This window comes from uncultured Nocardioides sp. (assembly GCF_947489365.1).
GTDB lineage: Bacteria > Actinomycetota > Actinomycetes > Propionibacteriales > Nocardioidaceae > Nocardioides.
The window spans coordinates 391,744-415,323 of the sequence record NZ_CANLDB010000001.1 but is presented as its reverse complement, the minus strand read 5'-3'; the positions used below and the strand labels follow the sequence as shown (position 1 = coordinate 415,323).

Here is a 23,580-nt window from a genome sequence, read left to right as displayed (position 1 = left end):
GGGGGTCGCGTCAGGCCTGGACGCCGTCGAGGGCCTCGCGCACCCGCGTGGACACCTCGTCGACCGAGCCCATGCCGTCGACCGTGACCAGGATGCCCCGCTCGGCGTAGACGTCGATGAGGGGCGCGGTCTGCTCGGCGTAGACGTCCTGCCGGTGACGGATGACGTCCTCGGTGTCGTCGCTGCGCGCGTCCTGCTCGGCACGCTTGACCAGCCGGGTCACGAGCTCCTCGGCGTCGACCGTCAGGACGACGACGGCGTCGAGCTCCGAACCGGGGTCCTTGAGCATGCCGTCGAGCTCGTCGACCTGCGCGACGGTCCGCGGGTAGCCGTCCAGGAGGAAGCCGCCCACGGCGTCGTCCTGGCCCAGGCGGTCGCGCACCATCGCGTTGGTGACGCTGTCGGGCACGTAGTCCCCCGCGTCCATGTAGCGCTGGGCCTCCTGGCCGAGCGGTGTGCCGTCCTTGACGTTGGCACGGAAGATGTCACCGGTCGCGATCGCGGGGATGTCGTAGCGCTCGGCGATGCGCGAGGACTGCGTCCCCTTCCCTGCACCGGGGGGGCCCATGATGATCAGACGCATCAGCGGAGGAATCCTTCGTAGTTCCGTTGCTGCAGGTGGCTCTCGATCTTCTTCACCGTGTCCAGGGCGACGCCGACCATGATCAGGATGGACGTGCCGCCGAACGGGAAGTTCTGGTTGGCGTTGATCATCGCGAGCGCGATCAGCGGGACGAGCGCGATGATGCCCAGGTAGAGAGCCCCCGGCAGCGTGATCCGGGAGAGGACGTAGGAGAGGTAGTCCTGCGTCGGCTTGCCCGCCCGGATCCCGGGGATGAAGCCGCCGTACTTCTTCATGTTGTCCGCCACCTCTTCAGGGTTGAAGGTGATGGACACGTAGAAGTAGGTGAAGAACACGATCATGGCGAAGTACGCCGCCATGTAGAGGGGGTGGTCCCCGGTCACGAAGTACCGGTTGAGCCACGACACCCAGCCCGCGCTCGAGTTCGCGTTGAACTGCACGGCCAGGCCGGGCAGGTACAGCAGCGACGAGGCGAAGATGACCGGGATGATGCCCGCCTGGTTGACCTTCAGCGGGATGTACGTCGACGAGCCGCCGAACATCTTGCGGCCGACCATGCGGCGGGCGTACTGCACCGGGATGCGGCGCTGGGCCTGCTCGATGAAGATGACCGCCGCGACGAGGACGAGGCCGATGGCCATGACGAGGGCGAAGGTGACCCAGCCCTGCTGCTGCTGGACGGCCCAGAGCGCGGAGGGGAACGTCGCGACGACCTGCGTGAAGATCAGGATCGACATGCCGTTGCCGACGCCACGGTCGGTGATGAGCTCGCCCAGCCACATGATCACGGCGGTGCCGGCAGTCATCGTGATGACGATGACGAGGAAGGCGCCGGTGCTGTCGCTGTGCAGCAGGGGCTCGGTGCAGCCCTGGAGCAGCTGCCCGGACCGCGCCAGCGCGACGATGCCGGTGGCCTGCAGGACCGCGAGGGCCAACGTCAGGTAGCGGGTGTACTGGGTGATCTTGGCCTGGCCGGACTGGCCCTCCTTCTTGAGGGCCTCCAGCCGCGGGATCACCACCACCAGCAGCTGCAGGATGATGCTCGCCGTGATGTACGGCATGATCCCGAGCGCGAAGATGGTGAGCTGGAACAGCGCTCCACCCGAGAACAGGTTGATCAGGTTGAAGACGCTCGAGTCTTCCTGGGTCTGGATGCACGCCTGCACCGACGCGACGTCGACGCCCGGGGCAGGGACCTGGGACCCGAGGCGGAAGATCGCGACGATGAACAGGACGAACAGCAGCTTACGCCGTAGGTCCGGAGTGCGGAAAGCGTTAGCGAACGCGCTGAGCACGAGCTCCTCTTCCTCTGCAGCGATGCGACTCCCGCAGACGACCACGAGAACGCCTCGCAGCCTAACAGGGCACTCCCCGGCCGCTCGCGGCCGAGGAGTGCCTGTCCTGTCACGGGAGGTCCGGACGGGTCACACGACGGTGGTCGTGCCCCCAGCGGCCTCGATCTTGCGGGTCGCGGACGTCGAGAACGCGTTCGCGCTCACCCTGACGCTCGCGGAGATGCTGCCGTCGCCCAGCACCTTGACGGGCTGGTTGCGGCGGACGGCGCCGCGCGCGACCAGGTCCGCGACGGTGACGTCGCCCCCGTCCGGGTAGAGCTGGCCGAGCCGGTCGAGGTTCACGACCTGGTACTCGGTGCGGAAGGGGTTCTTGAAGCCCTTGAGCTTCGGCAGCCGCATGTGCAGGGGCATCTGGCCGCCCTCGAACCCCGCGGGGATCTGGTTGCGCGCCTTGCTGCCCTTGGTGCCGCGACCGGCGGTCTTGCCCTTGGAGGCCTCACCGCGGCCGACACGAGTGCGGGCCTTCTTCGAGCCCGGAGCGGGCTTCAGGTGGTGGATCTTGAGCGTCATGGGTTCACGCCCCCTTCTCGACGTCACCGTCGAGGACCTCGAACTCCACGAGGTGGCGCACGGTGTGCACCATCCCGCGAATCTCGGGGCGGTCCTCCTTGACGACGACGTCGCCGATGCGCTTGAGACCGAGCGAACGCATGGTCTCCCGCTGGTTCTGCTTGCAGCCGATGGTCGACCGCTTCTGCTGGACCTTGAGCTGTGCCATCAGGGAGTCACCTCCGCGCGGGCCTTCAGCAGGGCGGCCGGGGCGACGTCCTCGACGCGGAGCCCACGACGGGCGGCCACGGACTCGGGCGTCTCCAGCATCCGCAGCGCCTGGACGGTCGCGTGCACGATGTTGATCTGGTTCGACGAGCCGAGCGACTTGCTCAGGATGTCGTGGATGCCGGCGCACTCGAGCACGGCGCGCACCGGGCCACCGGCGATGACGCCGGTACCGGGCGCGGCGGGACGCAGCATGACCACGCCGGCCGCCTTCTCGCCCTGCACGGGGTGCGGGATGGTGCCCTGGCTGCGGGGCACCCGGAAGAAGTTCTTCTTGGCCTCCTCGACGCCCTTGGCGATCGCCGCGGGCACCTCCTTGGCCTTGCCGTAGCCGACGCCGACCATGCCGTCGCCGTCGCCGACGACGACGAGGGCGGTGAAGCTGAAGCGTCGACCACCCTGGACGACCTTGGCGACACGGTTGATGGCGACGACACGCTCGACGTAGGCGGTCTTGTCGCCCGCCTGGCCGCCGCGGCGGTCGTCACGTCCGCCACGGCGCTCACCGCCGGCGCGCTGACCGCGCTGGGGTCCGCTCATGGTTTTCCTCTTTCTCTCGCGATCACACCGGGCCGTGGGCCCGGGGAAGGTCAGAAGGTCAGGCCGCCCTCGCGGGCGCCGTCGGCGAGGGCAGCGACCCGGCCGTGGTACTTGTTGCCGGCGCGGTCGAAGACCACGCCGGAGATGCCGGCCGCCACCGCACGCTCGGCGACGAGCTCGCCGACGCGCTTGGCCTTGGCGGTCTTGTCGCTGTCGGTCGACCGCAGGTCCGTCTCCATCGAGGAGGCGTGGGCCAGGGTGCGACCGGCCAGGTCGTCGACGACCTGCACGGAGATGTGCTTGGCGCTGCGGGTGACCACGAGGCGCGGGCGGTCCGGCGTGCCGGACAGGTGCTTGCGGCCCCGCGCCTGGCGGCGCAGACGGGCGCGCACCCGCGGTGCGGTGTGCTTGTGGCGCTTCAGGGAGATCGCCATGGTCACTTACCTGCCTTTCCGACCTTGCGGCGGACGTGCTCGCCGGCGTACCGGACGCCCTTGCCCTTGTAGGGCTCGGGGCGACGCAGCTCGCGGATCTTCGCCGCGGTCTCGCCGACCAGCTGCTTGTCGATCCCCTGGACGCCGAGGCGCGTGGGGTTGTCGACCGTGAACGTGATGCCCTCGGGGGCGTCGAACGTGATCGAGTGGGAGTAGCCGAGCTGGAACTCCAGCTGGGTCGGCCCCTTCGACAGCACGCGGTAGCCCACGCCGTGGATCTCGAGGCGCTTCTCGAAGCCCTCGGTCACGCCGTGGACCATGTTGGCGATCAGGGTGCGGGTGAGCCCGTGCATCGAGCGGCTGAGCCGCTCGTCGTCCGGACGCTCGACCGACAGGACGCCGTCGGACTGCGAGACCGTGATGGGCTCGACGACCGTGTGGCTCAGCGTGCCCTTGGGGCCCTTGACCGTCACGTGCGGGGAGTCGATGGCGACGTCCACACCGGACGGCACCGTGATGGGGAGCTTGCCGATTCGCGACATGGGTGACTCCTCCTCACCAGACGTAGGCGAGGACTTCCCCACCCACGCCCTTCTGGTTGGCCTGGCGGTCCGTGAGCAGACCCTGGCTGGTCGAGATGATGGCGATGCCGAGTCCTCCGAGGACCTTGGGCAGGCCGGTGTTCTTCGCGTACACCCGGAGGCCGGGCTTGCTGACGCGGCGCAGGCCGGCGATCGAGCGCTCGCGGTTACGGCCGAACTTGAGGCCGATGGTCAGCGTGCGGCCGACCTCGCCCTCCGCGGGCTCGGTCACGCCGAAGGAGGTGATGTAGCCCTCCTGCTGGAGGATCTCGGCGAGGCCGGCCTTCAGCTTGGAGTACGGCATCGACACCTCGTCGTGGTACGCCTGGTTGGCGTTGCGCAGACGCGTCAGCATGTCTGCGATCGGGTCGGTCATCGTCATGGGTGGTTCTCTCTCTTCTGCGGTTTCGCGGTCGCCCGCGACCTTCAGCGGTAGGTCAGGTGACTCGTGCTCACCAGGAGGACTTGGTGACGCCGGGCAGCTCGCCGCGGTGCGCCATCTCGCGCAGGCAGATCCGGCACAGGCCGAACTTGCGGTAGACGGCCTTGGGACGCCCGCAGCGCTGGCAGCGGGTGTACCCGCGGACCGCGAACTTGGGCTTGCGGGCCGCCTTGACCTTCAGCGAAGTCTTCGCCATCTCAGTTCTCCTTGAACGGGAAGCCGAGCTGCTTGAGCAGCGCACGCCCCTGGTCGTCGTTCTCGGCGGTGGTCACCACGGTGATGTCCATGCCTCGCGGACGGTCGATCTTGTCCTGGTCGATCTCGTGGAAGACGACCTGCTCGGTCAGACCGAAGGTGTAGTTGCCGCGACCGTCGAACTGGCGCGACTCGAGGCCGCGGAAGTCACGGATGCGGGGCAGCGCGATCGACAGCAGGCGGTCGAGGAACTCCCACATGCGGTCGCCACGCAGGGTGACGTGCGCACCGATGGGCATGCCCTCGCGGAGCTTGAACTGCGCGATCGACTTCTTCGCCCGGTTGATCGCCGGCTTCTGGCCGGTGATCAGCGCGAGGTCGCGGACGGCGCCCTCGATGAGCTTCGAGTCCCGCGCGGCCTCGCCGACACCCATGTTGACCACGATCTTGGTCAGGCCGGGCACCTGCATGACGTTGGGGATCTCGAACTCCGACTGCAGCGTCGGCAGGATCTCGGCGCGGTAGCGCTTCTTCAGCCGGGGCATCTCGCGAGCGGAGATGGTGGGGCTGGACTCGACCTCGAGGTCGGGGTCGATCTGGTCCTCGATGGGGGTGGCGGTGTCGGCCATCTCAGATCTCCTCACCGGTGGTGCGCGAGATCCGCACGGAGCGGTGCGCGGTGTAGGTGGTGCCGTCGCTGCGACGCTTGGTCACCTCGTCGCGGCGGTAGCCCACGCGGGTCACGCCGTCGCCCTCGACCAGCATCACGTTGGACACGTGGATGGGGGCCTCGGTGGTGATGATGCCGCCGGACTTGCCGGAGCGGCCGCCCGCGTCGACGACCTTGGTGTGCTTCTTGACGCGGTTCACGCCCTCGACGATCACCCGCTGCTGCTCGCGCAGCACGGTGATGACCTTGCCCTGGGCTCCCCGGTCGCTGCCGGCGATCACCTTGACGGTGTCGCCCTTCTTGATCTTCATCGACTTCCTCGACTTGTTCGCTGCCTTCTTGGAGGTCATCTCAGAGCACCTCCGGGGCGAGCGAGACGATCCGCATGAAGCGCTTCTCGCGCAGCTCACGGCCGACGGGGCCGAAGATGCGGGTCCCGCGCGGCTCACCGTCCTGCTTGAGGATGACGGCGGCGTTCTCGTCGAAGCGGATGTACGAGCCGTCGGGACGACGACGCTCCTTGACGGTGCGGACGATGACGGCCTTGACGACGTCGCCCTTCTTCACGTTGCCGCCGGGGATGGCGTCCTTGACGGTGGCGACGATGGTGTCGCCGATGCCGGCGTAGCGTCGCCCGGAGCCACCGAGAACCCGGATGCACAGGATCTCCTTGGCACCGGTGTTGTCGGCGACCTTGAGCCGCGACTCCTGCTGGATCATGTCCTTCTCCTTGTCGCCCTGGTTCTCGCCTGGCGACGAGCCTGGGGGAACTCCACGGTGTGGTCGGTGACGGGCTGCTGCCCGTCGGTCACTTGGCCTTCTCGAGGACCTCGACGACGCGCCAGCGCTTCGTGGCCGACAGCGGTCGGGTCTCCATGATGCGGACGCGGTCGCCGGTGCCGCACTGGTTCTGCTCGTCGTGGGCCTTCAGCCGGCTGGTCTTGCGCATGACCTTGCCGTACAGCGCGTGCTTCACGCGGTCCTCGACGCTGACGACGACGGTCTTGTCCATCTTGTCGCTCACCACGAGGCCCTCGCGGACCTTGCGGCTGTTGCGCTGCGGGGCGGTGGCCCCGGTGCTCGACTCGGTGCTCATGCGTCCTTCTCGGTCTCGTCGGTCTCGCTGCTGCTGCGGATCCCGAGCTCGCGCTCACGGAGCACGGTGTAGATCCGCGCGATGTCCTTCTTGACCGTGCGCAGCCGGCCGTTGTTCTCCAGCTGGCCGGTGGCGGCCTGGAAGCGCAGGTTGAACAGCTCTTCCTTGGCCTCGCGCAGCTTGGTCTCGAGCTCGGCCTGCTCGTGCTCGTCGAGCTCGAACGCCTTGCTGGTCTTGGTCGCCATCACAGGTCACCTGCCTCACGGGACACGAAGCGGCACTTCATGGGGAGCTTGTGCATCGCGCGACGCAGGGCCTCGCGGGCGACGTCCTCGGTCACGCCGGACAGCTCGAACATCACGCGTCCGGGCTTGACGTTGGCGATCCACCACTCGGGCGAGCCCTTTCCGGAACCCATGCGGGTCTCGGCGGGCTTCTTGGTCAGCGGGCGGTCCGGGTAGATGTTGATCCAGACCTTGCCGCCGCGCTTGATGTGGCGGGTCATGGCGATACGGGCCGACTCGATCTGCCGGTTGGTCACGTAGTGACCCTCGATCGCCTGGATGCCGTAGTCACCGAAGGTGAGGCGGGTGCCGCCCTTGGCGGTACCGCGGCGCTTCGGGTGGTGCTGCTTGCGGTGCTTGACGCGTCGGGGCATCAGCATGGTTGTCAGCCCTCCTGCCCGGCCGGAGCCGAGGTAGCGGCCTCGGCGGGAGCAGCCGTCGCCTCGCCCGCGGGGGCGGAGGTCTCGGGCGCGCCGTCGCGGGCCGAACGGGTGGGACGGTCGCCGCGGGTGCCGCGGGACGGACGCTCGCCGCCCCGGCCGCCACCACGCGCGCCACCGCGGCCGGGGGCCCCGGCGCGGGCGGCGGCCTGGGCCTCGCGCTCCGCGCGGGTGCCGGCGACCTCGCCCTTGTAGATCCAGACCTTCACGCCGATGCGGCCGAAGGTCGTCTTGGCCTCGTAGAAGCCGTAGTCGATGTCCGCACGCAGGGTGTGCAGCGGCACGCGGCCCTCGCGGTAGAACTCGGTGCGCGACATCTCGGCGCCGTTCAGGCGGCCGGAGCACTGGATCCGGATGCCCTTGGCACCGGAGCGCATCGATGTCTGGATGGCCTTGCGCATCGCGCGGCGGAACTGCACACGACCGGCGAGCTGCTCGGCGACGCCCTGCGCCACGAGCTGGGCGTCGATCTCGGCGCCCTTGACCTCGAGGATGTTGAGCTGCACCTGCTTGCCGGTGAGCTTCTCGAGCTCGCCGCGCAGCCGGTCGGCCTCCGCGCCGCGGCGGCCGATCACGATGCCGGGCCGGGCGGTGTGGATGTCGACGCGGACGCGGTCGCGGGTGCGCTCGATCTCGACCTTGGAGATGCCGGCCCGCTCCATGCCCTTGGAGAGCAGCTTGCGGATGGCGACGTCCTCGCCGACGTAGCTCTTGTAGAGCTTGTCGGCGTACCACCGGGTGCGGTGGTCGGTGGAGATGCCGAGGCGGAACCCGTTCGGGTTGATCTTCTGACCCATCAGGCGGTCCGTCCCTTCTTGCCCCGTCGGACAGCGACCGCGTCGGCGGGCTGGACGGCGAGAGTGATGTGGCTCGTGCGCTTGTTGATGCGGGTCGCGCGACCCTGCGCACGGGGGCGCCAGCGCTTCATGGTCGGTCCCTCGTCGACCTGGGCGACCGAGACGACGAGCGTCGCGGGGTCCAGGTCCTCGGTGGTCTCGGCGTTCGCGATCGCGGACTCCAGGACCTTGAGGACGGTCTCGGACGCGGCCTGCGGGGCGAACTGGAGCGTGGCGCGGGCGTCCTCGACGCCCATGCCGCGGACCAGGTCGACGACCCGGCGGGCCTTCATCGGGGTGATCCGCACGAAGCGTGCGCTGGCGAACGCGCCCGGCTGGTCGCCGAGCAGCGAGACGCGACGCGCGCTGATGCGGGTGCGCTCGGTGGTGCTCATCGGCGGCGCCCCTTCCGGTCGTCCTTGATGTGGCCGCGGAAGGTGCGGGTCGGGGCGAACTCGCCCAGCTTGTGACCGACCATCGCGTCGGTGACGAACACCGGCACGTGCTTGCGACCGTCGTGGACGGCGATCGTGTGACCGATCATGTCCGGGACGATCATCGACCGGCGCGACCAGGTCTTGATGACGTTGTGGCTGCCCTTCTCGTTCTCGGCGTCCACCTTCTTCTGAAGGTGGTCGTCGACGAAGGGGCCCTTCTTCAGGCTACGAGGCATCTGTGCTTTCCCTACCTAGTCCTGCTCAGCGCTTCTTGCCGGTACGGCGGCGGCGGATGATCTGCTTGTCGCTGGCCTTGCGCTTGCGCGTGCGGCCCTCGGGCTTGCCCCACGGGGACACCGGGTGGCGTCCACCGGAGGTCTTGCCCTCACCACCACCGTGCGGGTGGTCGACCGGGTTCATGACCACACCGCGGACGGTCGGGCGCTTGCCCTTCCACCGCATGCGGCCGGCCTTGCCCCAGTTGATGTTTGACTGCTCGGCGTTGCCGACCTCGCCCAGCGAGGCGCGGCAGCGGGCGTCGACGAACCGCATCTCGCCGGAGGGCATGCGCAGCGTGGCGCGCGAGCCCTCCTTGGCGACCAGCTGGGCGCTGTTGCCGGCGGAACGGGCGATCTTCGCGCCGCCGCCGGGGCGGAGCTCGACGCAGTGGATCGTCGTGCCGACCGGGATGTTGCGCAGCGGCAGGTTGTTGCCGGTCTTGATGTCGGCGCCGGGGCCCGACTCCACGACCGTGCCCTGGCGCAGACCGCGGGGCGCCACGATGTAGCGCTTCTCGCCGTCGGCGAAGTGCAGCAGCGCGATGCGCGCGGTGCGGTTCGGGTCGTACTCGATGTGCGCGACCTTGGCGGGCACGCCGTCCTTGTCGTAGCGACGGAAGTCGATGACCCGGTAGGCGCGCTTGTGGCCGCCGCCCTGGTGGCGGGTGGTGATGCGGCCCTGGTTGTTGCGGCCGCCCTTCTTCGCCAGGGGCCGCGTGAGCGACTTCTCCGGGGTGGTCCGGGTGATCTCGACGAAGTCGGCCACGGAGCTGCCGCGGCGGCCCGGGGTGGTCGGCTTGTACTTGCGGATAGCCATGTCTAGATGTCCTCTCCAGGCCCGCTCAGGCGCCCGGTCCGCCGAAGATGTCGATCCGGTCACCCTCGGCGAGGCTGACGATCGCGCGCTTCGTGTCGTTGCGGCGGCCCATGCCGTACCGGGTACGGCGGCTCTTGCCCGGACGGTTCAGGGTGTTCACCGAGGTGACCTTGACGCCGAAGATCTTCTCGACGGCGATCTTGATCTCGGTCTTGTTGGCGTCGGGGCGGACGATGAACGTGTACTTGTTCGCGTCCAGCAGCCCGTAGCTCTTCTCGGAGACGACCGGCGCGAGCAGGATGTCGCGCGGGTCCTTGTGCAGGGTGCTCACTTGTCGCCCTCCTCGCGGGTCGAGCCCTTGCCGGCGTGCGCGACGAACGCGTCGTACGCCGACTGGGTGAACACGACGTCGTCGTTGACGAGCACGTCGTAGGTGTTCAGCTGGTCCGGGACGATCAGGTGCACCTCGGGCGCGTTCCGCAGCGACAGCCAGGTCAGGTGGTCCTCGCGGTCCACCACGACCAGGAACCGGCGACGGTCGGCCAGCGCGTGCAGCGACGCGAGCGCGGCCCGCGTCGAGGGGGCGTCGCCGTCCAGGAAGCCGTCGACCACGTGGACGCGGTCGTTGCGGGCCCGGTCGGAGAGGGCACCGCGGAGGGCGGCGGCCTTCATCTTCTTGGGGGTCCGCTGGCTGTAGTCACGCGGCTGCGGGCCGTGGACGACGCCACCGCCGGCGAACTGGGGCGCACGGATCGAGCCCTGGCGGGCGCGACCGGTGCCCTTCTGGCGGTAGGGCTTCGTGCCACCGCCGCGCACCATGGCGCGGGTCTTGGTGGCGTGCGTGCCCTGGCGGGCAGCGGCCTGCTGCGCCACGACGACCTGGTGGATCAGCGACACGTTGGTCTTCGCGCCGAAGATCTCGGCGGGGAGAGCGACGTCGACCTTGCTCATCGGGTGGCCTCCTTCTTCGCCGCGGAGCGCAGCACGACGACCCCACCGCGGGGGCCGGGGACGGCCCCCTTGACGAGCACGAGACCGCGCTCGACGTCGACGGCGTGGACCGTGAGGTTCTGGGTGGTGACCTTCTCCGCACCCATCCGGCCGGACATCCGGGTGCCCTTGAAGACCCGGCCCGGCGTCGCGCAGGCACCGATGGAGCCCGGCTTGCGGTGGTTGCGGTGGGCACCGTGGGAGGCGCCGACACCGGAGAAGCCGTGACGCTTCATCGTGCCGGCGAAACCCTTGCCCTTGCTGGTGGCGGTCACGTCGACGGAGTCGCCCACGGCGAACTCCTCGACGGTGAGCTCCTGGCCGACCTCGTAGGCCGAGGTGTCGGCGGTCCGGATCTCGACCACGTGGCGGCGCGGCGTGACGCCGGCCTTGGCGAACTGGCCGGCGACCGGCTTGTTCACCTTGCGCGCCTCGATCTCGCCGAAGCCGATCTGGACGGCGTTGTAGCCGTCGAGCTCGGGACGGCGGATCGCGGTCACCACGTTGGTGGAGGCGGCGATCACGGTGACGGGGACGACCTTGTTGTCGGCGTCCCAGGTCTGGGTCATGCCGAGCTTGGTGCCCAGCAGGCCCTTCAGGGTGCGTTCGAAAGTCATGGTGTCAGCCTCAGAGCTTGATCTCGATGTCGACGCCCGCGGGCAGGTCCAGCCGCATGAGCGAGTCGACGGTCTTCGGCGTGGGGTCGATGATGTCGATGAGGCGCTTGTGGGTGCGCATCTCGAAGTGCTCCCGCGAGTCCTTGTACTTGTGCGGAGACCGGATCACGCAGTAGACGTTCTTCTCGGTCGGCAGCGGCACCGGGCCCGCGACGCGCGCGCCGGTACGGGTGACCGTGTCGACGATCTTCTGCGCGGAGGTGTCGATCACCTCGTGGTCGTAGGCCTTGAGCCTGATGCGGATCTTCTGTCCCGCCATAGGTCTGAGATGTCCTCACTCGAACGTGTACCGGAGTACAAGGGCGTACGTCGTGCTCGGTCCTGTGGTGCGTCCCCGGGTGGGTCCGCCCCTCGGTGCCCGGCCTCCGTCTCCCACCCCCGCGGTCGGGCGTGTCGCGCTGGTTCCTCGCGCGACCCCGCACAGGACGAGGTGGTGGAGCGGTGGTGCCGCTCCGCCTGGGCGGAGCGGATCGGGTCTCCTGGAACGGTGCGGCCGCACGCCACCACCGTCGATCCCTGGAGACACGATGAAGTGGTCAAGCACTGCCACACCCCGGCAACCCGCCGGAGCAACCGCACTATCCTGACACCCGCCCGCGACGAACATCAAATCGCCCCCTCACGACCGAGCTCGCGAGGTCGTGGCAGGGGGCGGGTCGAGCGAGCGACGCGACCGAGGAACGAGGTCGCGAGAGCGGGTCGAGACACCGGTGAGGCTACGTGACGGCCCAGCCGCGACCGAGGAACGAGGTCGCGGCGGACGTCGGCATGCGGAGCCGCCTCTCACCGGGTGCTGACAGGATGACCACCAGTCACGCAGCGAAGGGGGGCGCATGGCGCCGGAGGAGCAGTTCCCGCCACCGGGCGCACCGCCGCCGGGTGCGCCGCCGCCGGGCCCGGCCGGTCCGTCGTTCGAGAAGGTCAGGTCGGCGCCGGGGTACGGCGCGCCGGGCCCGACGTCGTACGCCGGCCCGCCCTCGTGGCAGGCGGGACCGCCGCCGGCGTTCGCCGGCGCGGCCCACAAGCCGGGGGCGATCCCGATCCGTCCGCTGCGCCTGGGCGACATGTACGACGCGGCGTTCAAGATCATCCGCTTCAACCCGCGCGCGACGGTCGGTGCCGCGGCGCTGGTGGCGGGGGCGGCGATGGCCGTGCCGGTCCTCGTCACGCTCGTCCTGTCGTTGACGCTGGACCTGTCGCTGGACTTCCTCGACCCCTCCACGGCGGTCGGGTCGGACCCCACCGCGGCGCCGTCGACCCAGGACACGCTGGGCTTCATCGGGGCCTTCGGCTCGTTCATGGTGGGGGCGCTCGCCCAGGCAATCGGGCTCGTCCTGGTCACCGGGATGATCGCCCACGTCACGATGGCGGCCGCGGTCGGTCGACGGCTGTCGCTGCAGGAGGCCTGGGCCGCGACCCACGGACGGCGGTGGCGCCTGATCGGCCTGACCGCGCTGCTGGGTCTGGTCTGGACCGTCGTGCTGGGTGTCTACATCGGGCTGTGGGTCGTCCTGGTGGTCGCCGTCGGCGAGCCCGTCGTCCTGGTCCTGTGGGGTGTCGTCACCGTGCCGGCGATGGTCGCGCTGGCGGTGTGGGCCTGGGTGCGCGTCAGCTACCTGGCCGTGCCGGCACTGATGCTGGAGCGGACCGGGGTGCTCGGCGCCCTCGGCCGCGCCTTCCGGCTGACCAGGCGGCAGTTCTGGCGGACCCTCGGGATCGCGCTGCTGACCTCGCTGATCGCGCAGGTCGCGGGCAGCATCATCAGCCTGCCGGTCTCCCTGGTGTCGCAGCTGGCCGTCCTCGTCCCCGCCCTCGGCGGCTTCCAGGTCCTGGTCTTCGTGCTCGGCCAGGCCCTGTCGACCGTGGTGGTGGCGGCGTTCGTGTCCCCGTTCTCCGCCGCGGTCACCTCCCTGCAGTACGTCGACCAGCGCATGCGCAAGGAGGCGCTGGACGTCGAGCTCCTCGCTCGGGCCGGGATCACGACACCGTGACCGGGCTCGATCCCTCGGGTGACGAGGGACGCGACCTGCTGCGCCGCGAGCTGCTGCGACCGGAGTACAACCAGGAGAACCCGTTCCTGCGCTTCCTCGACTGGCTGGGCGAGCAGCTCGACGAGGGGTTGCGGCGCGCCGGCGACGCCGACCCGCTGGTGGTCGCCGCCGCGCTCGTCGTCCTGGTCGCGCTCGCGCTGGCCGTGCTGTGGCTCGTCACCCGGGCACGCACCGAGGGCGGGACGCGCACCCGCGGCGAGGGCGTGCTGGACGACGTCCGCGCCTCGGCCGACGAGCTGCGGGCGGCGGCGGAGGCGGCGCTCGCGGACGGGCGCCTGGGCGAGGCACTGGCCGACGCCTTCCGCGCGCTCGCCGTCCGCCAGGTCGAGCGCGGACGCCTCGCCGACCTGCCCGGGCTGACCGCCCGCGAGGTCGCGACCGCCGTGGCCACCGAGCACCCGGGCCGCGGGGACGCCCTGCGCCGGGCCGCGTCCGCCTTCGACGAGGTCGTGTACGGCGACCGGTCGCTGCCGGCCGAGCGGGTGCGCGATGTCCTCGCCCTGGACGACGACCTGGCGGGCGTGCGGTGAGCCCGACCCTGACCGCGGGTCCCGCACCGGCGACCGCCGTCCCCGGGAGCGGCCCGTCGCGACGGTTCCTGCCGCGCCGTTCGACGGTCCTGATCGCGCTGGTCGTGCTCGCGACGGTCGTCCTGCTGGCCGTCAGCACCCGCGACGCCACCCGCACCGACCCCCTCGACCCCGACAACCCCTCCCCCGGCGGCGCGCAGGCGCTGGCACGGGTGCTGGCCGACGAGGGCGTCGACGTGGAGGTCGTCCGCGACGCCGACGCCCTGGAGGACACCGAGGTCGACGGCGACACCACCGTGCTCGTCACCGCGCCGTACTCCCTGGGCGGCGCCAGCACCGACCGCCTGGTCGACCACGCCGCGGACGGGCAGCTCGTCGTCGCGGGCTCGGGGCTCGCGCAGGTCGGGCTCCTGGACGACGCCGACGAGCCGGTCACCGTGGAGGTCCCGGACGACCTCGAGGCGGACTGCGAGGCGGACGCGGCCGGCGGGGTCGACGGGGTCGACCTGTCCGGCCTGGCGATCGACGTCGAGGTCGCCGACGCCTACCCCCTCGACGGGTGCTTCACCGTCGACGAGGGGTCCCTGCTCGTCAGCCCGCGCCCGGGCCTGACGGTGCTCGGCGCGGCCGACGTCCTCGCGAACGACCAGGTGCTGCGCGGTGACAACGCCGCGGTGGCGCTGCGTCTCCTGGGCGCCCGGGAGCGCCTGGTCTGGTACGTCCCCGACCCCGCCGACGTCCCGGCCGGGGAGAGCACCGCCCCGTCCGCGCTGCTGCCGCCGTGGCTGGTGCCGGTGCTGTGGCTGCTGTTCGCGACGTCGCTGGTGGGGATCTGGTGGCGGGCCCGCCGCTTCGGCCCCCTGGTGACCGAGCCCCTCCCGGTCAGCGTCAAGGCCTCCGAGACCACCCGCAGCCGCGGCCGGCTCTACCACCGCAGCCGCGACCGCGGCCACGCCGCCGGTGCGCTGCGCCACGCCGCCCGCGACCGGTTCGCCGCGCGGCTCGGCATCCCCGCCACGCCCCCGGCACCGGGGGCGCCCGCCCCCGTCGTCCTCGACGTGGCCCGTCGTACGGCGCGCCACCCCGCCGAGGTCGCCTGGCTGATCGACCCCACCGCCCCGCCGCCGGGCACCGACACCGAGCTGGTCGACCTGGCCGACGCGCTCGCCGAGCTCGACAGAGAGGTACGCCGCACATGACCCACGACCACGCCCCGGAGCCCACCCCCGGCCCCGGCTCCGACCTCACCCGGGACCGGCTCGCGAAGCAGCCCGACGAGACCGGGTCCCGCGACGCCGGGGAGCAGGCCCGCGACCGCCTCTCCGACGTACGACGGGAGGTCGCGAAGGCCGTCGTCGGCCAGGACGCCGCGGTGTCGGGGCTGCTGGTGGCGCTGCTGTGCGGCGGTCACGTGCTGATGGAGGGAGTGCCCGGCGTCGCCAAGACGCTGCTCGTGCGGACCCTCGCCAGCGCCCTCGACGTCGACACCCGGCGGGTGCAGTTCACGCCCGACCTGATGCCGGGCGACATCACCGGGTCGATGGTCATCGACCCCCAGCAGGGCGAGCTGCGCTTCCGCGAGGGCCCGGTCTTCACGAACCTGCTGCTCGCCGACGAGATCAACCGGACGCCACCGAAGACGCAGAGCGCGCTGCTGGAGGCCATGGAGGAGGGGCAGGTCTCCGTCGACGGCCGCTCACGCACCCTGCCGTCGCCGTTCCTGGTCGCGGCGACGCAGAACCCGGTGGAGTACGAGGGCACCTACCCGCTGCCCGAGGCCCAGCTCGACCGGTTCCTGCTCAAGGTGGTGCTCCCGATCCCGGAGCGCGCCCAGGAGCTGGAGGTGCTGCGACGCCACGCCGGCGGCTTCGACCCCCGCGACGTGCGCGGCGCCGGCGTCACGGCGGTGGCCCGGCCCGAGGACATCCTCGCGGGCCGCGCCGCGGTGGCGCGGGTGTCGGTGTCCGACGAGGTGGCCGGCTACATCGTCGACGTCGCCCGCGCGACCCGCGACTCCCCGTCGCTCAGCCTGGGCGTCAGCCCGCGCGGCGCGACCGCGCTGCTGCGGGCGGCGCGCGCCTGGGCGTGGCTCAACGGACGGGACTTCGTCACGCCGGACGACGTCAAGGCCCTGGCCCACGCCACCCTGGTGCACCGTCTCGGCCTGCGGCCCGAGGCCGAGCTGGAGGGCACCGACGTCGCCCAGGTGCTGGCCTCCGCCCTCGGCTCGGTCCCGGTCCCCCGCTAGGACCCGGCGTGGCCATCACGGGGCGCGTCCCCCTCCTGCTCCTGCTCGGCGTGGTGCCGCTCGTGCTGCGGCCGACCGCCGGGGTCGGCTGGGGCTGGGTCGGCCTGGTCCTGGCCGTCACCGTCGTCGACCTGCTGCTGGCCCCGTCGACGACCGCCGTCGGGCTGCGCCGCGAGGCGACCGGCCCGGTGCGGACCGGGGAGGCGACGAGCACGACGGTCGTCGCCACGAACACCGGACGGCGACGCCTGCGGGGCGCACTCCGCGACGCGTGGCAGCCCACCGCCGGCGCGACCGGCAACCGCCACCGGCTCCGCCTCGGGCCGGGCGCCTCCGCCCGGCTCACCACACCGCTCACCCCGGTACGCCGGGGCGACCTGCGCGCGGTCGGCGTCACCGTCCGCTCGCTGGGGCCCCTCCGCCTCGTCGCCCGGCAGCGGACCCTCGACGTCCCGGGGTCCGTGCGCAGCCTCCCGCCGTTCGAGTCCCGCAAGCACCTCCCGAGCCGCCTGGCCCGGCTGCGCGAGCTCGACGGCCGCGCGGCCGTCAGGGTCCGGGGGCAGGGCACCGAGTTCGACTCCCTGCGCGAGTACGTCGACGGCGACGACGTCCGCTCCATCGACTGGCGGGCCAGCGCCCGCAACCGGACGGTCGTCGTCCGGACCTGGCAGCCCGAGCGCGACCGCCGGGTCGTGCTCGTCCTCGACACCTCCCGGGTCTCCGCGGGCCGCGTCGACGACGTGCCGCGGCTGGACTCCGCGATGGACGCCGCCCTGCTCCTGGCCGCCCTGGCCTCGCGCGCCGGCGACCGGGTCGACTTCGTGGCCGGCGACCGTCGCGTCCGGTCCCGGGTCCGCTCGGCGGGGTCGCGGGCGATCGCCGGGACGCTGCAGGACGCGATGGCCGACCTGTCCCCCGTGCTCGCCGAGGCGGACTGGTCCGCGCTGGCCGCGGCGGTGAACGCCATGGGCCGGCGCCGCTGCCTCGTCGTCCTGCTCACCCCGCTCGAGCCGGCCGCCGTCGAGGAGAGCCTGCTGCCGACGCTCGTGACCCTGGTGCGGCACCACCGCGTCGTCCTCGCCTCGGTGCGCGACCCCGAGCTGGAGCGGCTCGCCGCGACCCGCGGCACCGTCGCCGAGGCGTACGGCGCGGCCGCCGCCGAGCAGGCCCTGGGCCGTCGACGTCGTACGGCCGACATGCTGCGGACCCTCGGGGTCGACGTGGTCGACGCCGACGCCGAGTCCCTGCCGCCCGCCCTGGCCGACCACTACCTGTCCCTGAAGGCCCGCGGCCTGCTGTAGGCGAGTCCGGCGGCTCAGGCGGCGGTGGCGACCCGGTCCTCGAGCAGCGCCTCGTCGAGGTCGCCGTCGTGGCCGCGGCGGTGGGCGGCGCGGCCGACCACGAAGACGTAGGCGAGGAAGAGCACCTCGGCGACGACGCCGATCCCCACCCGGGCCCACGTCGGCAGCCCGGACGGGGTCACGAACCCCTCGATGAGGCCGCTGACGAACAGCACGGCGGCGAGGCCGAGCGCCATCGTGCCGATGGTGCGGCCCTCCCGGGCGATCGAGCGGGCGCGCGTGATCGGACCGGGCGCGACCCAGGACCAGAAGAGCCGCAGGCCCGTCCCGCCGGCGACGAAGATGGCGGTGAGCTCGAGGAGGCCGTGGGGCAGCAGGAGTCCCCAGAAGAAGGCGCCCTGGTCGGCCCGGTGCATGATCGAGCCGATGATCGCCAGGTTCGCGAGGTTCTGGAACAGCAGGTAGAGCACGGGGAACCCGAGGATGCCCAGCGCCAGGCACAGGGCGCTGACCCACGCGTTGTTCACCCAGACCTGGGCGGCGAACTCGCCGGCGGCGTACTCGCTGTAGTAGCCCTCGAAGTCCTCGTTGACGAGCTGGTCGACCGCCTCGGGCGACATCAGCGTCTGCTCGACCTGCGGGTTGGCCAGCAGCCACAGGATCATCACGCCGGTGACGACGACGCTGCCCGCGATCGTGCCGAGCCACCACCACCGCAGCCGGTAGAGCGCCCCGGGGAAGCGCTCGGTGAAGAACGAGGTCACGCTGCGCCAGGTCGTGATCCGGGCGCCCGCCGAGCGGGTGCGCGCCCGGGCCAGCAGCGAGCTGAGGTACGCCACCAGCGAGGCGTCCGGCGCGGACGTGCGGATGACGGAGAGGTGCGTCGCGACCCGCTGGTAGAGCTCGACCAGCTCGTCGCTCTCGGCGCCGCCGGGGCGTCGCAGCCGCGACAGCTCCTCGAGCCGGCGCCACTCGGCGTGGTGGGCGGCGACGTACGCGTCCAGGTCCACGGCGACGATCCTAGGGCGCCCGTCGTCCGGGGGCGCCGGCTGCGGACGGGGACCTACGATGAGCGCGATGGACGCCTCCCGCCCCGTCGCCGCCCGCGAGACGGCGACGCTGACCGACGACGACCTCGTCACCGGCGAGGCCGTCGCGCTCGACCTGCCGCCGGCGGGCCTCGCCGTACGGATCGGCTCGGGGCTCCTCGACGTGGTCGTCACCGCCGTCCTGCTGGTCGTCGGCGCGTTCACGGTGCTGCTGTCGGCCTCGGGGAGCAGCGGCGCGGTCCAGACGATCGCGGTGATCGGCCTGACCGTCGGGGTGTTCCTGGTGTTCCCGACCACGATGGAGACGCTCACGCGGGGCCGGACGGTCGGCAAGCTGGCCTTCGGGCTGCGGACGGTCCGGGAGGACGCCGGGCCCATCTCGTTCCAGCACGCCCTGGTCCGCTCGATGATCGGGTACGTCGAGATCTACGCCCTCACCGGCGTCCCCGCCTTCTTCTCGGCGATGGTCTCGGCGAAGGGCAAGCGGCTCGGCGACTACGCCGCCGGGACCTACGTCGTCCGCGAGCGGGTGCCGCTGCGGCTGGACGCCCCCGCGATGATGCCGCCGCCGCTCGCGGCCTGGGCGCAGCGGGCCGACATCACCGCGCTGCCGACCTCGCTGGCGCTCGCCGTGCGCCAGTTCCTCGGCCGGGCCGGGACGCTCGACCCCGCCAGCCGTCAGGCCATCGGCGCCGACCTGGCCCGCCAGGTGTCGCCCCACGTGGCCCCGCTCCCCCCGCCGGGCACCCCGGCGGAGGCCTTCCTGGCCGCGGTGGTGGCGGAGCGCCGCGAGCGCGACTCGCGCCGCCTCGCGCGGGAGGCGCGTCTGCGCGCGCGGCTGGTGTCGGGGCGGTGAGCGCGGTCCTCGCGACCGCCGCCACCGCCGGCCGCCTGCTGCTCGGGGCGTTCCTGGTGTTCGCCGGTGTCGGGCACCTGGTGGTCACCGACGAGTTCCTGGCGCAGGTCCCCCCGTTCCTGCCTGCCCCGACCCTCGTCGTCGTGCTCTCGGGACTCGTCGAGATCGCCGTCGGCCTCGCCGTCCTGCTCGCTCCCGCCCGCCGCCGACCCCTGGTGGGCCTGGCGGTGGCCGGCCTCTTCGTCGCCGTCTTCCCCGGCAACATCAGCCAGTACGTGACCGGCACCGACGGCTTCGGCCTCGACACCGACGGCGCCCGCGCCACCCGGCTCCTCTTCCAGCCGCTCCTCGTCGCCTGGGCCCTCTGGTGCACCGGCGCCTGGCGCCTGCTCCGCCCCCGTCCGCGCCACCGTCCGTGACGCCCGCGCCCGGGGTGGTCGGGGGCCACTCCGGACCGTCCCCCCATCGCCTCCGTTTGTGACGAAACGGCAGCCCGGGGCGCGTTCTCACTGCCGTTTGTGACGAAACGGGAGGCCCCGGGCCCGGGAGGCCCGCGGACGACGACCACGGCCCGGGCAGCTCCGCCAGCCCGCGGGATGGCGCCGCGTGCCCGACGTACGGCGTCCGGCCGCTCGTGTCGCCGGCCGGTCCGGACCGTCGCGCACCGCCTCCGTTTGTGACAAACGGCAGCCCCGGGCGCGTTCCCACTGCCGTTTGTGACGAAACGGGACGCCCCGAGGCCCGCAGCGGGCCCCGGGGACGGTCGGTGTCAGCGGAGGCGGACCTCGCCGGTGCCGAGGGCGCTGTCCTGGTCGTCGTACGGCGTGATGACGACCTCGTACTCCCCCACGACGGCCTGGATCGTGCACTCCTCGGGGTAGGTGATGAGGCTGTCCTCGTTGCAGACCTCCTCGCCGTCGGGGTCGTTGACGACCATGACGATGTCCTCGTCCACGTCGGACTGGGCCTCGATCCGGAGCCGGCCGGGTGAGGAGACGGTCACGGTGACGACGGCCTGGCCGGAGGCGAGGTCGAAGGCGACCACGTCGTCACCACCACCACCACCACCGCCGCTCGGGTCCTCCGTCGCGCTCGGGGAGGACTCGGTCGACTCGGTCGGTGACGCCTCGTCGGAGGCGGACTCCGACGGGCTCGCCGACGGCGACGCCGACTCGGAGGTCTGGTCGCCGTCGTCCGCGGTGGTCGTGTCGTCGTCGCCGGAGAACGCGGCCACGAGTCCCCAGGCGCCCAGGCCGAGGACGAGCAGCACGGCGACACCGATGCCGATCAGCACGGCAGGGCTCATGCCCTTCTTCGGCGGCATGCCACCGCCCTGCTGCCACGGCGGGCCACCCGGGGGCGGGCCACCCTGCCAGCCGCCACCCTGCGGACCACCCTGCTGCCAGGGCTGGCCCGGCTGACCCTGCTGCTGCCAGGGCCCCTGACCCGACGACTGCTGACCCGGCTGCTGCCACGGACCCGGACCCGACGGCTGCTGGCCGGGCTGGCCCTGCTGCCAGGGCCCCTGCCCCGACGACTGCTGGCCGGGCTGCTGCCACGGCCCCTGACCCGACGGCTGCTGACCCGGCTGCTGCCACGGCCCCTGCCCGGACGGCTGCTGGCCCGGGCCGCTCGGGGGGGCGGCGCGGGTGACGTCGGCGTCCCCCGCCACCGCGAGCGAGCAGAAGGGGCAGCGGTCCTCGCCCGCCGCGAACTGCGTGCCGCACCGGACACAGGTGTTCATGGGCTCTCCCTGAGCGGTCGGGCTCGGACTCGGGCGTCCTCGCCGCCCGCCGAGCGTAGGACCGCGGGTCCTCGCTGCACCAGAGAATTGTCCGGCCGGTGACCGTTCCGAGACCTCCGACGTGCGACAGGGCCGCCCACCTGGCGGTGGACGGCCCTGTCTCCCCGAGATCTCGCACCCCGTCCGGGGTGGAGGATCAGCTGCCCGTGAGGGCGGTCAGCGGCTGCTCAGTAGTTGGTGAACAGCAGGCGGTTCGGCGCACCGTTCGTGCCCGAGACGACCCCGGTGGTGGCGTTGCCGACGATCGCGTTGGTCACGGTCGTCGGGCCGGCGCCCGGGTTGGTCTGCAGGTACTGCGCGGCGACACCGGCGACGTGCGGCGAGGCCATCGACGTGCCCGAGATGGTGTTGGTGGCCGAGGTGCTGCCGATCCACGCCGAGGTGATGTTCGAGCCCGGCGCGAAGATGTCGACGCAGGAGCCCCAGTTCGAGAACGACGAGCGGGCGTCGGTGTTGGTCGTCGAGCCCACGGTGATGGCCGAGGCCGCACGCGCCGGCGAGACGTTGCAGGCGTTCTGGTTCTCGTTGCCCGCGGCGACGACGGTGGTCACGCCGGAGCTGGTCATGCGGGACACGGCCGAGTCGGTGGCCGTGCTCGCGCCGCCGCCGAGGCTCATGTTGGCGACCGCCGGGCCGCCGCGACCGGCGACCCAGTCCATGCCGGCGATGACGCCGGAGTTCGTGCCGGAGCCGTCGCAGCCGAGGACGCGGACCGGCACCAGGGTGACCTGCTTCGCCACGCCGTACGTCGTGCCACCGACGGTGCCGGCGACGTGCGTGCCGTGGCCGTTGCAGTCGGTGGTGCCGCGGCCGTCGTTGATCGCGGTGTAGCCGGAGCCGAGGCGCCCGCTGAACTCGTTGTGGGGCTGGATGCCGGTGTCGATCACGTAGGCGGTCACCCCGGCGCCGGTGGCGTTGTAGGTGAAGGTGCGGGTCAGCGGCAGGTTGCGCTGGTCGATGCGGTCGAGGCCCCAGGTGGCGTTGTTCTGGGTGGCCGACGCGGTGACGACGCTGTCCTCGGCGACGAGCTGCACGTCGGGGTTCGCGCGGACCGCGGCGAGCTCGGCGGGGGTCAGCTCGGCGGAGTAGCCGCCGAGGTCGTCGTACACGCGCTCGACGGTGCCGCCCTGGGCGAACAGGCCGCTGCGGCCCTCGGCGCGGGAGGCCTCGGCGCCCGGCTCGAGCATGACGATGTACTGCCCGGCGATGGCGTCCTTGCCGGCCTGGACCAGCGGGGCCCGCTCCTGCTCGACGTCGCCCGCGGCGGTGGCGGGGGTGCTCACGGCGCCGAGCGCGGTGGCGCCCAGCGCGGTCATGGCAAGGGTGGCGACCCCGACCGCAGTCCTCTTCAGCATGCTTGTGACCTCCCGACCCCGGTAGGGGCCTTCCTCGACTCGCCGGCCGCGCTCCCGCGTGCCGGGGGCGGCCCGAGCCGCCGGGACGACCCTCTCCCGGGGGCGGGTCGAGGGGGTAGAGGGATAACCCTTGACGAGTCCGAGGGGTCGGCGCGACCGTCGGCTCGGGTCAACCGCGGGCGCGGTAGAGCAGGTCCGTGGGCGGACGGCCCGCGGCCAGGCCCTTGCGCTCGAAGCGGGTCACCGGACGGTCCTCCCACCGCTCGACCTCACCGCCGGCGAGGCCGGGCTCGGCGTCGAGCACCTCGCGCATCTGCCGGGCGTAGTCGGCCCAGTCGGTGGCGAGACGCCACGCGCCGTCCACGGCGAGCCGGGAGGCGACCACCGAGGCGAAGGTCGGCGACACCAGCCGCCGCTTGTGGTGCCGGGTCTTCGGCCACGGGTCGGGGAAGAAGGTCCAGAGCTCCGCCAGGCCGCGGGGGGCCACCCGCTGGTCGAGGAACCAGGCCGCGTCGACCGCGCAGAGGCGCACGTTCGAGACACCCGCCTCGGTGAGTGCCTCCAGGGTCGAGGCGATCCCCGGCCGCCACACCTCCAGCGCCAGCACGTCGTACGACGGCCGCTCGGCGGCGAGCGCGACCGTCGCCTCGCCGACGCCGGAGCCGATCTCGACGATCAGGGGTGCTCGGCGCCCGAAGTGCTCGGCGAGGTCGAAGCCGTCGTCGTCGACGGCGTCGGTGGGGATCACCAGGTCGGCGGCGCGGGCGTCCCAGGCGCGCTGCTGGCGGTCGGTGAAGCGCGCGCCGCGCCGGGAGTACGACAGGACCTCGCGGACCCGACGGCCGTCGTCGGTGAGCTTGCGGTGCGGGCGCGCGGGCGGGGTGACGGAGCTGATGGTCGGACTCTCCTCGCGGACGGACTCGGACAGCACAACGCCCCCGGGGGTGACCCCGG

34 protein-coding genes are annotated in these 23,580 nt (G+C 72.2%); 7 read left to right on the top strand and 27 right to left on the bottom strand.

Annotation, left to right across the window (positions count from 1 at the left end; all coding sequences use genetic code 11):
• Positions 1–10: 10 nt before the first annotated feature.
• From Q0858_RS02035 to rpsJ, 23 genes are all read right to left on the bottom strand, one after another.
• Positions 11–583: an adenylate kinase gene (locus Q0858_RS02035; protein WP_299050511.1), complete on the bottom strand. Its 573-nt coding sequence runs from the start codon at positions 581–583 to the stop codon at positions 11–13.
• Positions 583–1,878 (bottom strand): preprotein translocase subunit SecY, encoded by a 1,296-nt coding sequence (gene secY / locus Q0858_RS02030; RefSeq protein ID WP_299050509.1) that lies wholly within the window; start codon positions 1,876–1,878, stop codon positions 583–585. The genes Q0858_RS02035 and secY overlap by 1 nt, the downstream gene beginning before the upstream one ends.
• 129 nt (positions 1,879–2,007) lie before the next feature.
• Complete coding sequence (rplO, locus tag Q0858_RS02025) at positions 2,008–2,448, bottom strand: 50S ribosomal protein L15 (protein ID WP_299050507.1); 441 nt, start codon at positions 2,446–2,448, stop codon at positions 2,008–2,010.
• 4 nt (positions 2,449–2,452) lie between these two features.
• Positions 2,453–2,656 carry a 50S ribosomal protein L30 gene (gene rpmD / locus Q0858_RS02020; protein WP_299050504.1) on the bottom strand — a complete coding sequence of 68 codons (204 nt, stop codon included), beginning with the start codon at positions 2,654–2,656 and terminating at the stop codon, positions 2,453–2,455.
• Entirely contained in the window at positions 2,656–3,255 is a 600-nt protein-coding gene (gene rpsE, locus Q0858_RS02015) for a 30S ribosomal protein S5 (RefSeq protein ID WP_299050503.1), read from the bottom strand. Before rpsE ends, rpmD begins: the two co-directional genes overlap by 1 nt.
• A 50-nt stretch (positions 3,256–3,305) precedes the next feature.
• Entirely contained in the window at positions 3,306–3,689 is a 384-nt protein-coding gene (gene rplR, locus Q0858_RS02010; protein ID WP_299050501.1) for a 50S ribosomal protein L18, read from the bottom strand.
• Positions 3,690–3,691: 2 nt separating this feature from the next.
• The gene (rplF, locus tag Q0858_RS02005) at positions 3,692–4,231 is read right to left on the bottom strand and encodes a 50S ribosomal protein L6 (protein ID WP_299050500.1); all 540 of its coding nucleotides are present in this window, start codon (positions 4,229–4,231) and stop codon (positions 3,692–3,694) included.
• Positions 4,232–4,244: 13 nt separating this feature from the next.
• Positions 4,245–4,652: a 30S ribosomal protein S8 gene (gene rpsH / locus Q0858_RS02000; protein WP_299050499.1), complete on the bottom strand. Its 408-nt coding sequence runs from the start codon at positions 4,650–4,652 to the stop codon at positions 4,245–4,247.
• A gap of 70 nt (positions 4,653–4,722) precedes the next feature.
• Positions 4,723–4,908, bottom strand: coding sequence for a type Z 30S ribosomal protein S14 (locus Q0858_RS01995; protein ID WP_010831721.1), 186 nt, complete (start codon positions 4,906–4,908; stop codon positions 4,723–4,725).
• A gap of 1 nt (position 4,909) precedes the next feature.
• Complete coding sequence (gene rplE, locus Q0858_RS01990; RefSeq protein ID WP_299051730.1) at positions 4,910–5,452, bottom strand: 50S ribosomal protein L5; 543 nt, start codon at positions 5,450–5,452, stop codon at positions 4,910–4,912.
• Between the two features lie 85 nt (positions 5,453–5,537).
• Positions 5,538–5,888 carry a 50S ribosomal protein L24 gene (gene rplX, locus Q0858_RS01985; RefSeq protein WP_299051728.1) on the bottom strand — a complete coding sequence of 117 codons (351 nt, stop codon included), beginning with the start codon at positions 5,886–5,888 and terminating at the stop codon, positions 5,538–5,540.
• A gap of 40 nt (positions 5,889–5,928) precedes the next feature.
• Positions 5,929–6,297, bottom strand: a complete 369-nt coding sequence (gene rplN, locus Q0858_RS01980; RefSeq protein WP_240239233.1) for a 50S ribosomal protein L14 — start codon at positions 6,295–6,297, stop codon at positions 5,929–5,931.
• Between the two features lie 88 nt (positions 6,298–6,385).
• Positions 6,386–6,673, bottom strand: coding sequence for a 30S ribosomal protein S17 (gene rpsQ, locus Q0858_RS01975; protein WP_299050497.1), 288 nt, complete (start codon positions 6,671–6,673; stop codon positions 6,386–6,388).
• Positions 6,670–6,918 carry a 50S ribosomal protein L29 gene (rpmC, locus tag Q0858_RS01970; protein ID WP_299050495.1) on the bottom strand — a complete coding sequence of 83 codons (249 nt, stop codon included), beginning with the start codon at positions 6,916–6,918 and terminating at the stop codon, positions 6,670–6,672. The genes rpsQ and rpmC overlap by 4 nt, the downstream gene beginning before the upstream one ends.
• Positions 6,918–7,337: a 50S ribosomal protein L16 gene (gene rplP / locus Q0858_RS01965; protein WP_299050492.1), complete on the bottom strand. Its 420-nt coding sequence runs from the start codon at positions 7,335–7,337 to the stop codon at positions 6,918–6,920. The genes rpmC and rplP overlap by 1 nt, the downstream gene beginning before the upstream one ends.
• 5 nt (positions 7,338–7,342) lie before the next feature.
• Positions 7,343–8,194 carry a 30S ribosomal protein S3 gene (gene rpsC, locus Q0858_RS01960; RefSeq protein WP_299050489.1) on the bottom strand — a complete coding sequence of 284 codons (852 nt, stop codon included), beginning with the start codon at positions 8,192–8,194 and terminating at the stop codon, positions 7,343–7,345.
• Entirely contained in the window at positions 8,194–8,628 is a 435-nt protein-coding gene (gene rplV, locus Q0858_RS01955; RefSeq protein ID WP_299050486.1) for a 50S ribosomal protein L22, read from the bottom strand. Before rplV ends, rpsC begins: the two co-directional genes overlap by 1 nt.
• On the bottom strand, positions 8,625–8,906 hold the full coding sequence (gene rpsS, locus Q0858_RS01950) for a 30S ribosomal protein S19 (protein ID WP_240239245.1): 282 nt from the start codon (positions 8,904–8,906) through the stop codon (positions 8,625–8,627). The genes rplV and rpsS overlap by 4 nt, the downstream gene beginning before the upstream one ends.
• Positions 8,907–8,931: 25 nt before the next feature.
• On the bottom strand, positions 8,932–9,765 hold the full coding sequence (rplB, locus tag Q0858_RS01945; RefSeq protein WP_299050482.1) for a 50S ribosomal protein L2: 834 nt from the start codon (positions 9,763–9,765) through the stop codon (positions 8,932–8,934).
• A 25-nt stretch (positions 9,766–9,790) separates the two neighbouring features.
• Positions 9,791–10,096 (bottom strand): 50S ribosomal protein L23, encoded by a 306-nt coding sequence (gene rplW / locus Q0858_RS01940; protein ID WP_299050480.1) that lies wholly within the window; start codon positions 10,094–10,096, stop codon positions 9,791–9,793.
• Positions 10,093–10,716: a 50S ribosomal protein L4 gene (gene rplD / locus Q0858_RS01935; protein WP_299050479.1), complete on the bottom strand. Its 624-nt coding sequence runs from the start codon at positions 10,714–10,716 to the stop codon at positions 10,093–10,095. The genes rplW and rplD overlap by 4 nt, the downstream gene beginning before the upstream one ends.
• Positions 10,713–11,372 carry a 50S ribosomal protein L3 gene (gene rplC, locus Q0858_RS01930; RefSeq protein ID WP_299050477.1) on the bottom strand — a complete coding sequence of 220 codons (660 nt, stop codon included), beginning with the start codon at positions 11,370–11,372 and terminating at the stop codon, positions 10,713–10,715. Before rplC ends, rplD begins: the two co-directional genes overlap by 4 nt.
• A gap of 10 nt (positions 11,373–11,382) precedes the next feature.
• The gene (gene rpsJ / locus Q0858_RS01925; RefSeq protein ID WP_240239255.1) at positions 11,383–11,691 is read right to left on the bottom strand and encodes a 30S ribosomal protein S10; all 309 of its coding nucleotides are present in this window, start codon (positions 11,689–11,691) and stop codon (positions 11,383–11,385) included.
• Between the two features lie 574 nt (positions 11,692–12,265).
• Here rpsJ and Q0858_RS01920 point away from each other — a divergent pair.
• Genes Q0858_RS01920 through Q0858_RS01900 form a run of 5 tightly spaced genes read left to right on the top strand, consistent with a single transcriptional unit; the run spans position 12,266 to position 17,562 of the window.
• On the top strand, positions 12,266–13,423 hold the full coding sequence (locus Q0858_RS01920) for a hypothetical protein (RefSeq protein WP_299050474.1): 1,158 nt from the start codon (positions 12,266–12,268) through the stop codon (positions 13,421–13,423).
• Positions 13,420–14,013: a DUF4129 domain-containing protein gene (locus Q0858_RS01915; protein ID WP_299050472.1), complete on the top strand. Its 594-nt coding sequence runs from the start codon at positions 13,420–13,422 to the stop codon at positions 14,011–14,013. Before Q0858_RS01920 ends, Q0858_RS01915 begins: the two co-directional genes overlap by 4 nt.
• The gene (locus Q0858_RS01910; RefSeq protein WP_299050469.1) at positions 14,010–15,212 is read left to right on the top strand and encodes a DUF4350 domain-containing protein; all 1,203 of its coding nucleotides are present in this window, start codon (positions 14,010–14,012) and stop codon (positions 15,210–15,212) included. The genes Q0858_RS01915 and Q0858_RS01910 overlap by 4 nt, the downstream gene beginning before the upstream one ends.
• The gene (locus tag Q0858_RS01905) at positions 15,209–16,261 is read left to right on the top strand and encodes a MoxR family ATPase (protein ID WP_299050467.1); all 1,053 of its coding nucleotides are present in this window, start codon (positions 15,209–15,211) and stop codon (positions 16,259–16,261) included. The genes Q0858_RS01910 and Q0858_RS01905 overlap by 4 nt, the downstream gene beginning before the upstream one ends.
• An 8-nt stretch (positions 16,262–16,269) precedes the next feature.
• The gene (locus tag Q0858_RS01900; RefSeq protein ID WP_299050464.1) at positions 16,270–17,562 is read left to right on the top strand and encodes a DUF58 domain-containing protein; all 1,293 of its coding nucleotides are present in this window, start codon (positions 16,270–16,272) and stop codon (positions 17,560–17,562) included.
• Positions 17,563–17,576: 14 nt separating this feature from the next.
• Here Q0858_RS01900 and Q0858_RS01895 read toward each other — a convergent pair whose 3' ends face one another.
• Positions 17,577–18,572: a stage II sporulation protein M gene (locus tag Q0858_RS01895; protein ID WP_299050462.1), complete on the bottom strand. Its 996-nt coding sequence runs from the start codon at positions 18,570–18,572 to the stop codon at positions 17,577–17,579.
• A gap of 67 nt (positions 18,573–18,639) precedes the next feature.
• Between Q0858_RS01895 and Q0858_RS01890 the strand changes: the two genes are divergently transcribed.
• Positions 18,640–19,467, top strand: coding sequence for an RDD family protein (locus Q0858_RS01890; protein WP_299050459.1), 828 nt, complete (start codon positions 18,640–18,642; stop codon positions 19,465–19,467).
• Positions 19,464–19,886, top strand: a complete 423-nt coding sequence (locus Q0858_RS01885) for a hypothetical protein (RefSeq protein ID WP_299050457.1) — start codon at positions 19,464–19,466, stop codon at positions 19,884–19,886. The genes Q0858_RS01890 and Q0858_RS01885 overlap by 4 nt, the downstream gene beginning before the upstream one ends.
• 350 nt (positions 19,887–20,236) lie before the next feature.
• Here Q0858_RS01885 and Q0858_RS01880 read toward each other — a convergent pair whose 3' ends face one another.
• The 3 genes from Q0858_RS01880 to trmB form a co-directional block, all read right to left on the bottom strand.
• Positions 20,237–21,211, bottom strand: a complete 975-nt coding sequence (locus Q0858_RS01880; RefSeq protein WP_299050455.1) for a hypothetical protein — start codon at positions 21,209–21,211, stop codon at positions 20,237–20,239.
• A gap of 227 nt (positions 21,212–21,438) precedes the next feature.
• The gene (locus tag Q0858_RS01875; RefSeq protein WP_299050450.1) at positions 21,439–22,626 is read right to left on the bottom strand and encodes a S8 family peptidase; all 1,188 of its coding nucleotides are present in this window, start codon (positions 22,624–22,626) and stop codon (positions 21,439–21,441) included.
• Between the two features lie 169 nt (positions 22,627–22,795).
• Entirely contained in the window at positions 22,796–23,557 is a 762-nt protein-coding gene (trmB, locus tag Q0858_RS01870) for a tRNA (guanosine(46)-N7)-methyltransferase TrmB (RefSeq protein WP_299050448.1), read from the bottom strand.
• Between the last annotated feature and the right edge of the window lie 23 nt (positions 23,558–23,580).